Source organism: Burkholderia sp. 22088, assembly GCF_052045915.1.
GTDB classification, from domain to species: domain Bacteria; phylum Pseudomonadota; class Gammaproteobacteria; order Burkholderiales; family Burkholderiaceae; genus Burkholderia; species Burkholderia cepacia.
Genome location: NZ_JBQEPY010000031.1, coordinates 73,338 through 84,519, shown reverse-complemented (window position 1 = coordinate 84,519; position 11,182 = coordinate 73,338). Strand labels below are relative to the sequence as shown.

The following is an 11,182-nucleotide window of genomic DNA, read 5'->3' as shown; positions in this document are numbered from 1 at the left end:
CAACGGCATCCCGCATCTGGAGGATCCCGAACGACACGCCCGGCATTGCCGGGCCGCGACGACGATTACCTTACTTCACGGGGGTGAGGACCGGCGCGCCTTTGTTCTTGATCAGGAACACGACGAATTTTGCCGACTTCGTGCTGCTGGCATTTCGCCCGACCGTGTGGACGTCATCCGGGCCTTCGTGGAACGTGTCGCCGGCATGGAGCGTGACCTCCTTGCCGCCGTTCAGGCCCATCACGATGCTGCCGTCGAGCACGTAGACGAACGCGTGTGCGTCGTGACGATGAACGGGGTCGACGCTGCCGGGCGGATAGTCCACGACGATCATCTGGACTTCCTTGCCCGGATACTCGGGCAACGGCTCCGTGGTCAGCGGCGTGACCTTCGCTTGCGGTGCGGCGACGGCCGGCTGAACGGCCATCAGCAGCGACGATACCAGCGGCGCGAGTACGAGCATGATGCGTTTCATGTCGTCACTCCAGGTTGGCCTTGTCGAGCCCGAACATCTTGTCGAACGATCCCGGCACGATGCGGAATGCGACATTCAGCCGGTTCCAGCTATTGATGGCGCCCACGAGGACGGTGAGATCCGACAGTTCCTGCTCGGAATAGTGTTCCCGTACGCGTGCGTAGAGATCGTCCGGCACGCCATGCGCAGGGAGGCGGGTCAGTACCTCGGTCCATTCCAGCGCGGCGCGCTCGCGGGGTGAAAACAGCGTCGATTCGAGCCAGATCGCGACGTGATGCAGGCGCAATTCACGCTCGCCATGAATCTTTGCCATCTTGATGTGCATGTCGACGCAGAATGCGCAGCCGTTGAGCTGCGATGCCCGGATCTCGACGAGCTCGCGGACCGGCGCCTCGATCGTCGTCTTCTGAAACAAGCCGTCCAGCTCGATGAGCTTCCTGACCAGTTCCGGCGATTGCTGAAAGTAGTTGATACGTTGCGTCATGATCTGTTCTCCTGATCGGTTGAAGCGGGGCCTTGGGCGCGTCGGATGGCGATTCGCCGCAGCACCTGCCCGGCAACCATCGTAATCGTGCGTCCCGGGAGCTAGTAGTGCCGGCAAGGTGCGCACTCTGTTGCCGCTTCCGAACCAATCGCCCATCATGCCGACACGGCGATGAAGCCGCATATGCCTTGTCGTGCCATCTTCGTATAAGGGCAGAGACGTTCCGTGTCGCGTACGAGACCTTCCGCGACGGGCAACTCGACACCCGGCATGCGGACGGTGACGTTGGCAACCAGCGCATATCCGCCATCTACCGGATCGCGGCCGAACGAGACTTCGACGGTGACGGTCGTCTCCCGGGTATCGACCCGCGCGCGTTGCGCCAGCAGGCTCAGTGCGCCATGAAAGCACGCGGCGTAACCGGCGGCAAAAAGCTGCTCGGGATTGGTGCCGCCGCCCGGGCCGCCCAGTTCGGCGGGCACGCGCAGATCGAGGACGAGACTGCCGTCGTCGGATTTCGCGACGCCCGATGCACGGCCGTGCCTGGATGTGCCGCCAGAGACCGTGACCGTGGTCGTGTAGAGCGGGGCGAATTCCTTCCCGCGGTATTTGTCGAGCAGTGTCAGCGGCGGAGGTTGCAACCTCTCGTTCTCCATATGCCTCCCGGTTGCCGGTATGGCCAACGCGAGCGGCTCTCGAACCTTGGATATCGAGGCGCTGCGTTGTTCTTCGAAGCGAATCAGCGCAACGGCGCAGCGCTTGCCTGCCAGTCAATCCCCACGAGCGCCATCCCGTCGATGGACCACACGTACTTGCATGCTAGGCAAAGACGAGCCGACGCACCAGATCGACTCGGGATGCATGGTGTTGCCCGGTCCGCACCAATGCAGTCGATGGAAGAGTGGGGCGTGCAGGGCGGCCAAACCCTGGTCCAGACACCGGGTCGTCCGATCAGATGTCACGCGTGCGCGGGATGACAACCGCCTGGCCGTGCAGTGTGCCGTCGGCGTCGAGCAGTTGCCACAGCGTGGCTTCCTCGATCATGAAGCGCTGGCCTGACTTGGTGACCCGCACGCCCTTGTAGCCCGCCTCGTAGCCGAGCCGCTGTACGCGTGCGAGGAATTGCTGCCGCTCCTCGCGATTCGGGGCTTCTGCTGAAAGCCGGGACGGCAGTCGGGTGATTTCATCCCAGCTGTACCCGAACCGGCGCTGCGCGGCCTTGTTGCCGTAAATGAAGACCGGGTCGCGATCGGTGTTGTGCGCGAGTACCGCGAACGGCGCACGCTCATAGAGCCATTCGGTAGCTTCGTCCACGTGCATGGCCTGAGGCACCAGTGGGCGGCCAAGCAGCCGGGCGTAGCTGTCGGCAAGGAGCTGATAGAACGCTGGATCGCGGTGGAGTGGAATCATCTGGGACATCTCGGCGGAGATCGTGGGGCCCGTCTGCGCGACTGTGAGGGTGCTTACGATACAGCATCTGCAGACGACCATTCCTGGTTAAATGATTTCCGCAACACGGACAATGACCAACGCCGCCGGAACGAGCGCCGCCTGAGCGCACAGCGTGCCGAGAACTCGCGCACCGGCGAGCGTCGTGATGGCCCGCCGGAAGCTGTTTTCCGATATCCGGCCTTCGATGACATCGTCGGTCATGACAGAAACCTGCGGGTCGATGACGACGGCCAGCACCACGGTCGCGAAGCCGTTGATGACGGACGACAGGTTCGCGCATGTCACCCTCAGGTCGGGTTTCAGGTAACCCGCATACAGCGACGCGAACACACCGACCGTCCAGATCGCCATGGCTGCCACGTTCAGCACGATGACTTTCCAGGACACGCCGGTGCTCGCGGTCAGTTGCGTGACGTTGTGGCGGGAAGGCAGTCGTGCGCCCACGCGAAGATAGTTGACGCCGGCGCGACTGCAGGCGTCGACCAGCAGCCGCGGAATCGAGCGATTCACCTGGAAATGTTCGACGGCGCGGCTGAAATAACGCTGGAAAGTCGGGATCAGGAATGCGCCGGCAATGCTCGCCACGGTGGCGCTCAGCAGGAAGAGCCGAAAATCGGTGAGCAGCCCGCTGCCCATCCGATGCGCAATATCCATTTCGACCCGTTTCGCGATGAACGGCCCCTGAAAGGAGTTGGCCGTCCGGGAAACCAGCGCGATGATCCCGAACAAGGAAAACGACAAGGCGATCCGGCGCGTTCGAACGCCGGCGATCCGCACCGCATAGGCCAGTGTCGCGATCACATGGATGACGAATGTAAGCCCGCAAATGATCCAAAGCTGACTGTCCATGCTGTGACGGCGCGTGTGGCGGAGGCATGAGTGTACCCGAGCAAAGTACCGGCCCGGTTGTCGCGAGGCGCACAGTCGCGGGAGCGCAAGGCACGGTTCGCCGAGGATCGGGGCGGGGGACGCGCGAAGCCGGGGCAGCAAGAGTCGTGATGCCGATTCGGTCGTCCGCCGCACGAGCAGGGCGATACGCGCTGCTTCGGCGCATGAAGGCGCCATGGCAGTCATTGCGTGAAAAGCTGCTGCCCGGCGGCGCCGATTGCCGTGTCGTTCATCGCGATCATCGGTTCCACGTCGAAGCCCGCGACACGCCATGCCTCGATGCCGCCGATGAGCGGCAATGCGAGCTTGACGCCGGACAGCCGCAACTGCCTGGCCACCGACGCAGCAGACGCTTCGTGCGGACACGCGCAATAGATGACCAGTGTCCGGTTCGTTCCATAACGCTCCATGATCTGGCGGGGCTGGCGTTCATCGGCGATCAGCGCGCCCGGAATGACAAACGGATCGCGCGTTCTCCATTCGGCGGAACGGATATCGATCACGGCCGGCCGCGGCTTGTTCGCGAGCAACGCATGCAATTCGCCCGCGCTGATCGCGCCTTCCCGAGCGCATTTGCCATCATCTGCCTGCGGCAGTAGCCATACAGAAAGTACAGCACCGGGGCGATGCCGATCACGACGAGCGCTTGCCAGCCGAGCCGGGCGACAGTCGCGAAGATCGCATCGATCTGCGAGGCGAACAGCGTGCCGATGGCGAGGCCGATCGATGCCCACAGTGCAATGCCGGCGCAGTCGTGCAGGACGAAGGCGCGCACCCGGACGGCCATCGCACCGCAGAGCGGAACGGCAACGAGCGAAAGGCCGGGTACGAACCGCGCAACGACGAGCACGCGAACGCCCCAGCGCCCGAAAAAGCGCTCGGTCGTCGTGACGCACGCTTCGCGCGACGGCGACAGGCCGCAGACGGTGTGAAGCGTGCGCTTGCCGTACCGTTTGCCTCCCTGGAACCAGACCAGATCGCCGAGCAGGCCGCCGACCACGGCGGCACCCAGTATCGTCAGGAAATGCAGCAGCGTCGACGACCCGACATGCGTGACGAGCGCGGTGCCCGCGCCTACCGTGATCAACGTCGGTATGGCCGGCAACGGGAGGCCGAGCGAAGACCCGAGCACGTTCAGGAATACGACCCATGTGCCGTACCGCGCGATCAATTCATGCGACATCATGATGCTCTCCTTGAGGCTGCCGCGTAGCCTGTTCCGAAGGCCGGCCGCGGCGCCGCCTGATCCGGTCTTGCAGGGCGGATACGTCGAGTCGGGGGCAGTGCCGGCCGGATCGCTCGTCACGCGATGCGGGCGCTTGAACGACCGCCTTGCTGCCCCGTGGCGGGTGTCGGCGCGCGTTACCTGGCGACGGACGATTCCTGCTCCGGCGAATGTTGCCGTGCCGGCAACGCATCCTTGCCCGACCAGCCGGGTTCGTCGACGTCCTGCCGATAGCGGTGCACGTCCCGCGTGACGAAGCCGATTTCCCGGCTCGGAATCTCGAACCACTCCGGGTGCCCGAACGTACGGCGAATATCCTCGAGGCCGCTTGCCCAATGCTCGCGCATCGTGTCCTTGCTGAACTCGTAGTCCTTGTAGTGCCCCTCGAACGTCTTGTTCTTGTAGATCAGGTGCACGACGTTCACGGCGCTGCCGTCCGCTGTTTTCTGCGCATCGCGCAGCAGCGGGTGGGCAAGCCGAACGTGTTCGGGAATGTGTTCGAGCAACGCCTTGATCATCTGGGCGTGCTTTTGGTTCTGCGACATGAACGCGGTGATGGCGCGCGTGCGGCTCGAATACTGAATGTCCTTGGTGCGCTCGCTGACGTCGAGAAAGTCGCCCGGCAGCTTGCCTCGCGCGCTCCACAGGTCGAGCTGGAACACGAGCGTGTCCTTGTGCTGGCTTTCCCGGATGATCTCGGTGAGCGGCGTGTTGGACACCAGACCGCCGTCCCAGTAAAACTCGCCGTCGATCTCGACGGCGGGAAAGCCCGGCGGCAATGCGCCCGACGCGATGAAATGCTCCGGCGCCAGACGCATTTTCGAATTGTCGAAATAGACGAGATTGCCCGTCCGCACGTTGACCGCGCCGACGGAGACGCGAATGTTCCCGTCGTTGATGCGATCGAAGTTCGCGTACCGCAGAAGCGTGTCGCGCAAAGCCGACGTGTCGTAATAGCTGACCTGGTCGGGACGCTTCCTGCCGAATCCGCCGAAAGGCGCATGCATGCGCGGAGCGAAGAATCCGCCCTGGCCTTCGATCAGTGTGCGCGTGGCGGCCCATGCGCTCGACCACCTGCGCCCCACGTCTTCAAGCCCCGGCCAAGCCGACAGGTACGCGCCGACATGCGAGAGCGGGTCGGTCGGCTGGCTGACGGTGTTCCAGAAGCCGCGCAACGCTTCCGTGCGATCGGCGGGCGCGTTGCCCGCGATGATCGCGGTATTCAGCGCGCCGATCGAGACGCCGGCGATTTGCGTCGGTTCCACGCCGACCTCGGCCATGCCTTCATAGACGCCGGCCTGGTATGCGCCCAGGGCGCCGCCGCCCTGCAGCACGAGCCCGATTTCGTCATAGGCGGGGAGCTCGATCCGATGGGGCTGCTTCAGCTTGTTTCGCTGGCTCGGTTGCATGGTGTTCTCCTTACTGCATGAACCAGCCGTGGCTGACCACGATCGATTGTCCGGTGAGTGCGTTCGACTCGAAGCCGGCCAGGAACGCAACCGTGTTCGCGACGTCGGCCACCGACGTGAATTCGCCGTCGACCGTTTCCTTCAGCATCACGTCCTTGACGACCTGCTGTTCCGAGATGCCCAGGACTTTCGCCTGCTCGGGAATCTGCTTGTCGACCAGCGGGGTCCTGACGAAGCCCGGGCACACGACGTTCGCGCGGATGCCGCGCGACCCGCCTTCTTTCGCGACGACGCGCGCGAGGCCGAGCAACCCGTGCTTCGCGGTCACATAGGCGGACTTCAGCGGCGACGCTTCGTGCGAATGCACCGAGCCCATGTAGATCACCGAGCCGCCCTTGTTCGACGCGTACATGTGCCGCAGCGCGGCGCGGGTCGTCAGGAATGCCCCGTCGAGGTGAATGGCCAGCATTTTCTTCCAGTCGGAGAACGTGTAGTCCTCGATCCGGTTGACGATCTGGATGCCCGCATTCGACACGAGCACGTCGATGCCGCCCAGCCGGTTCACGGTGTCGGCCACGCCCGCATCGACGGCTTCCTCGCTGGTGACGTCCATCGCGACCGCCGATGCTTTCCCGCCGCCGGCGACGATGTCGTCGGCGACCTGTCGTGCTGCCGCGAGATTCAGGTCGGCGATCACGACCGTCGCGCCGTCCGCCGCGAGCTTGCGCGCGCACATTTCGCCGATACCGCTTGCTGCGCCCGTTACGAGCGCGACCTTGTCATTCAGTGCCATATGTCCTCCGGGAGCTTACTGGTTGACCGCGAGCTTCAACGGCTCGGCGGGGGCGAGGTAGTCATGGGCGACTTCGCCGATATCGAGTGTGAGATTCGCCATGACGTGACGCGCGCCGATCACCTTGCGAACCGGCAGATCGGCAACCGATGCGAGCGCATGCGGACGCAGCTCGAGCGCGGCGGGCCCTTCCCATGCGCCGATCACGTCGACGTCGCGCAGGAAGAAACGCACCAGTTCGCAGATGCGCGCCGAGCCGTCGACGTGCGGAATGACCTTGAGCAGATAGTTGGGCGTGTCGGCGAGCTTGCGGCGCTCCGCTGCCGTGTCGAGCGCGCGGTACTTGTAGCCCATCGTGCCGGTGGCGATGCGCTGCGTGCCGTAGTCGAGCGTGCCGAGCAGCGTGTCCTTGCCGTCGATGCAGAGCCTGGGCGAGGCCAGTTTCTTCGGAAATCCCCAGATCTCCCGTCCGGCTGCGATCGGGCCTTCGTCGTCGAGGTACATCGAGTGCGTGAAGTTGGCCCGGTTGCCGTCCGCGTCCAGAACGGAGATCACCTGACCGCTTTCCGTGTAGTCGCCGAATCCCGACGAATCGGGCATGCGGATGAACTCGTAGTGAACGACTGCATGGTCGACCGTCAGCGGTGCCGGCACGACGGCACGGAGGGCATCCAGGTCCGTCTCATACGAGATGATGAAGTACTCCCGATTGACGAAGCGGAAGGGCGGACGCGGATACGCCGGGTTGGGGACGGGCATCGCGAACGCTTTGCTGCGGATATCTTCTTCTGTCACGGATCGTTCCTCGGTAGGTGAGGTGCCGGGGGCACCCGTCGCGACGGCGTTTGCCGTCGCGACCAATGACGCGTGAAGACGCGACGCGGCGCAGATTCGCCACGTGGTTTCGCGCGTTGCGCTTGCGGTGTCGTCCCTGTGTGCCGGAACGCATCGGGCAGCATGTACGGCCACCGTCAGCGCCAAGCGTAGGCGATGTGGCCGCGCGGCAGTAGCGCCGCGAAGGACCTCACCATGTTGTCTCGGCGACAACAATCGACGAAAGGAGGATTGCCCGGCAGGGAACGCGGTGCGGCCCGAACGACGGGATCGACGGCGGCACGTGCAGCGTGAATTCGTGCCGAGCGGCGTCGGAAAGGCGCTGAACGCCCTATAGCGCGATGATCGTGCGGCTCGACGATTCGCTTTCGTGTTCTCCGAGCATCGCCTTCAGGTCGCGCTCGATCGTGCTGCACAGCGTTGAAATGGGTACATCGTTCGCGCCGCCTTCAAACGGATTCTCGGTGCTTTCGCCCACCTGTTCGAGCGACGTATACATCCACGAAACGGCGACGCTGCACGGCACGACCAGCCATACCATGTTGCCGTGCATGAAGCCGCTCACGCTGTCGTTCAACCGATTGAATTCGTTCAGAAGACCGAACGGAAGCGAAAGGCAGAAGAACCGCACGAACAGCGAGCTGACGGTCGCGTACTGACGCGGATAGGGGAAGTTCTTGAATCGCTCCGATCTCGACTGGAGATCGACGAAGTCCCCGATCGTCTTTTGAAGCTCCATGTAAAAACCCGAATTCAGCTGGCCGGCCAGGTAAAGCGCCTTGAGCGACGTACCTTGAAGGCTCAGCACGCATGTCGTGATGGAGGAGGACGACAGCGCCTGCGCCGTTTCCGCGGGAGACAGGTATTGGGGCAGCAGTTCCCTGATGTCCTTTTCCCATTCGGGAACACGATAGAAGCGGCGGTACTCCGCGTTGTAGCGTTTGGTCGTGCTTTCCCAGACCCGCGGGCGACGCAGGTCGTATCGCAGCGCGGTCAGCCAGGCGAGGTGGCGGTATACCAGCTTTCGGGCAACCTCTTCATCCGCGACGAAGTCGCGCGCAATTTGTCCCCAGCGGCGGCTCTTGCTCAGGATGCCGGTCCAGATTTCGAGCGCGTCCGCTGCGCGGTTGTACGTCTGGACGTTCTTGAAGCCGACGATGAACGACGTCGCGGTGCCGAGGAGCACCACGATCGTCAGGGGGATCGACAGCCACGTGATCGAAAAGAACTTGTACAGCACGACCGGAACGGAACCGAAAATGAGCAGCTCGTAGATCTTCCAGCGCGTCCAGATCAGGAATTCCGATAGCTTGTACGATCTTCCGAGATGCATTTCATTTGCCTCATCGACGATTCAGGTGGGTGACGAAAGGGGCGGCAACGCACGAACTTCGCCGCACATCATGCCTGCGATCGATTCCGGTGACATGCGATCGATTGGTGCCGCAGAGGCAACATCGTGAGCACGGTTGCGGATCTACTGCACGCGGCAGCATCCCCCTACGATGATTTCGCGCGGCGGATGGCCGCGGTCGACATCAACCGAGGGCAATGATCATGTCGCAGAAAATCCTGATAGTGGGTGCCGGTTTTGCCGGCGTGTGGGGCGCACTGGGCGCGGCTCGCGTGCTGGACGGTGCCGGCGTCACGAGCAGTGACGTTGAAATCACGCTGGTTTCCCCGAAGCCGGAGTTGCAGATCCGGCCGCGGTTGTACGAAAGCGGGCCGCAGCAAATGGCCGCGCCGCTGCTGCCGCTGCTCGATGCCGTCGGCGTGAAATTTCTCGAGGGCAGTGTCGAGGAGATCGACGTTCGCGAGAAGACGGCCGGTGTTGCTTGCGCCGACGGCGAGAAGCGCATGATCGCGTATGACCGGCTGTTGCTGACCAGCGGCAGCAAGCTGAGCAGGCCGCCGGTGCCGGGGCTCGCGGAACACGCGTTCTCCGTCGACTGCATCGAGGACGCGGTCGCACTCGACGCGCACTTCGCGGCGCTCGCGAAACTGCCGGATTCGCCGGCACGCAATACGGTCGCGGTGGTCGGCTGCGGCTTCACGGGTATCGAGGTCGCCACCGAGTTGCCCAAGCGATTGCGCGAGTGGTTTGGCGCGGATGCGAAGAGCCGTGTCGTCGTGATCGGCGCGCAGGACGACATCGGTCCCGATCTCGGGCCCAATCCTCGCCCGTACGTCGCTGAAGCCTTCGATTCGCTGGGCGTCGAAGCCGTGCTCGGTTCGCGTGTCGTGTCGATCGCGGCCGACGGCGTTCGCACCGCATCCGGCACGCATATCGAGGCGATGACCGTGATCTGGGCGGGCGGAATGCGTGCCAGCCCGCTGGCGGCGCAAGTCTCGTCGCATCTCGATGCGCTCGGACGTGTCGCGGTCACGGCCGATCTTCGGGTCGCCGACGCACCGCACGTGTTCGTGGCGGGAGACGTGGCGCGGGCACGGTGCGACGACGACGGGCACGATGCATTGATGTCGTGCCAGCACGCGATCGTGATGGGGCAATTCGGCGGACACAACGTCGCCGCGGATCTGATCGGTGTGCCGACGCTGACGTACCGCCAGCCGTTCTATGCGACATGCGTCGACCTTGGCGAGTGGGGCGCTGTCTACTCGGAAGGCTGGGATCGGCAGATCAAGCTGACGCACGCGGAAGGAAAGGCGCGCAAGCAGATGATCAACACGCAGTGGATCTACCCGCCGGCGCCGAATCGCGCCGACGCGCTGGCAGCGGGTAATCCGCTGGCATCGTTCGGCTGATCGGACGGCGCCCCGCGCGTGTCGCGAGATGCGCGGCGGGGCGTGCAGTCGCGCGGCGGCGGCTGAAGGGTGTCGGCGAACAAGACGCCGCCGCGGCACGCAAGGCGTCGATTCAGTCGACGACGGTCATGATGTTGACGGTGCCTTGCCGCGCCATCTTTGCATACGGGCACAGGCGCTCGGCGGTGCGGACCATTTCCTCCGCGAGGCTGCGATCGACGCCAGGCATCCGCACCCGAACGTCGACGAGCAATGCAAAGCCACCGTCCATCGGATCGCGGCCGAACGACACCTGCACTTCCACGGCCGTATCGGGAGCCTCCATTTCGGCGCGTTTCCCGAGCAGATTGAGCGCGCCGTGGAAGCACGCGGCGAACCCTGCCGCGAACAACTGCTCCGGATTGGTCCCGTTGCCGGGCCCGCCGAACTCGGCGGGCAGGCGCAGGTCGACCGCGAGATTGCCGTCGTCGGAGCGGGCCACGCCGGATGCGCGGCCGTGTCCCGTCTCGCCGCCGGAAACGGTGACGGTCGTCGTGTAAAGGGGTTGAAAGTCACGGCCCCGATACCTGTCGAGGAGAGACAGCGAGGGGGCCTGCAGCTTCTTGTCATCCATGATGCTTGCTCGAGTTCAGCGACGCGCTTCGACGGTCGAAACGTCTTGCGAAGGGGGCTGCACGTCCCACGCAAATTGCGTCTGCCGCGAATGGTGGGTGTCGAGCGATCGTATGACGAATACGGCAATCGCCCGGTGCAGCCTGATTCCTGGTTCGTCCACGAAAGAACGACGTTTCCATGCTAGAGGCGTGCACATGGCGGCGGTATAGCCGTTCAGGGCGATTGTCTGTTTCCCGTCGGA

General features: G+C 64.0%; 13 protein-coding genes. 1 reads left to right on the top strand and 12 read right to left on the bottom strand.

What is annotated here, in order from left to right; translation table 11 throughout:
* Nucleotides 1–70 precede the first annotated feature (70 nt).
* From ACTJLD_RS39860 to ACTJLD_RS39810, 11 genes are all read right to left on the bottom strand, one after another.
* Nucleotides 71–475, bottom strand: a complete 405-nt coding sequence (locus tag ACTJLD_RS39860) for a cupin domain-containing protein (RefSeq protein ID WP_321846116.1) — start codon at nt 473–475, stop codon at nt 71–73.
* Nucleotides 476–479: 4 nt separating this feature from the next.
* Nucleotides 480–959, bottom strand: a complete 480-nt coding sequence (locus tag ACTJLD_RS39855; RefSeq protein ID WP_059693446.1) for a carboxymuconolactone decarboxylase family protein — start codon at nt 957–959, stop codon at nt 480–482.
* A 155-nt stretch (nt 960–1,114) separates the two neighbouring features.
* A complete protein-coding gene (locus tag ACTJLD_RS39850; protein ID WP_440661575.1) occupies nt 1,115–1,615 on the bottom strand; it encodes an Ohr family peroxiredoxin in 501 nt (166 codons plus the stop codon).
* 295 nt (nt 1,616–1,910) lie between these two features.
* A complete protein-coding gene (locus ACTJLD_RS39845; RefSeq protein ID WP_440661573.1) occupies nt 1,911–2,369 on the bottom strand; it encodes an MEKHLA domain-containing protein in 459 nt (152 codons plus the stop codon).
* Between the two features lie 87 nt (nt 2,370–2,456).
* Nucleotides 2,457–3,260, bottom strand: a complete 804-nt coding sequence (locus ACTJLD_RS39840) for a lipid II flippase Amj family protein (RefSeq protein WP_027792585.1) — start codon at nt 3,258–3,260, stop codon at nt 2,457–2,459.
* Nucleotides 3,261–3,481: 221 nt separating this feature from the next.
* Complete coding sequence (locus tag ACTJLD_RS39835) at nt 3,482–3,802, bottom strand: rhodanese-like domain-containing protein (protein ID WP_440661571.1); 321 nt, start codon at nt 3,800–3,802, stop codon at nt 3,482–3,484.
* Nucleotides 3,799–4,485, bottom strand: a complete 687-nt coding sequence (locus ACTJLD_RS39830; protein WP_440661569.1) for a DedA family protein — start codon at nt 4,483–4,485, stop codon at nt 3,799–3,801. Before ACTJLD_RS39830 ends, ACTJLD_RS39835 begins: the two co-directional genes overlap by 4 nt.
* A gap of 176 nt (nt 4,486–4,661) precedes the next feature.
* Nucleotides 4,662–5,933 (bottom strand): DUF3734 domain-containing protein, encoded by a 1,272-nt coding sequence (locus ACTJLD_RS39825; RefSeq protein WP_146254358.1) that lies wholly within the window; start codon nt 5,931–5,933, stop codon nt 4,662–4,664.
* A gap of 10 nt (nt 5,934–5,943) precedes the next feature.
* Complete coding sequence (locus tag ACTJLD_RS39820) at nt 5,944–6,726, bottom strand: 3-hydroxybutyrate dehydrogenase (protein WP_060173558.1); 783 nt, start codon at nt 6,724–6,726, stop codon at nt 5,944–5,946.
* A 15-nt stretch (nt 6,727–6,741) separates the two neighbouring features.
* On the bottom strand, nt 6,742–7,521 hold the full coding sequence (locus tag ACTJLD_RS39815) for an acetoacetate decarboxylase (RefSeq protein WP_081072653.1): 780 nt from the start codon (nt 7,519–7,521) through the stop codon (nt 6,742–6,744).
* Nucleotides 7,522–7,891: 370 nt separating this feature from the next.
* Nucleotides 7,892–8,893 carry a bestrophin family protein gene (locus ACTJLD_RS39810; protein WP_124536227.1) on the bottom strand — a complete coding sequence of 334 codons (1,002 nt, stop codon included), beginning with the start codon at nt 8,891–8,893 and terminating at the stop codon, nt 7,892–7,894.
* A gap of 224 nt (nt 8,894–9,117) precedes the next feature.
* Here ACTJLD_RS39810 and ACTJLD_RS39805 point away from each other — a divergent pair, with 224 nt between their 5' ends.
* The gene (locus tag ACTJLD_RS39805) at nt 9,118–10,326 is read left to right on the top strand and encodes an NAD(P)/FAD-dependent oxidoreductase (protein WP_440661566.1); all 1,209 of its coding nucleotides are present in this window, start codon (nt 9,118–9,120) and stop codon (nt 10,324–10,326) included.
* Nucleotides 10,327–10,438: 112 nt separating this feature from the next.
* Here the strand turns inward: ACTJLD_RS39805 and ACTJLD_RS39800 are convergent, their stop codons facing one another.
* A complete protein-coding gene (locus tag ACTJLD_RS39800) occupies nt 10,439–10,939 on the bottom strand; it encodes an Ohr family peroxiredoxin (RefSeq protein ID WP_027792592.1) in 501 nt (166 codons plus the stop codon).
* Nucleotides 10,940–11,182 lie beyond the last annotated feature (243 nt).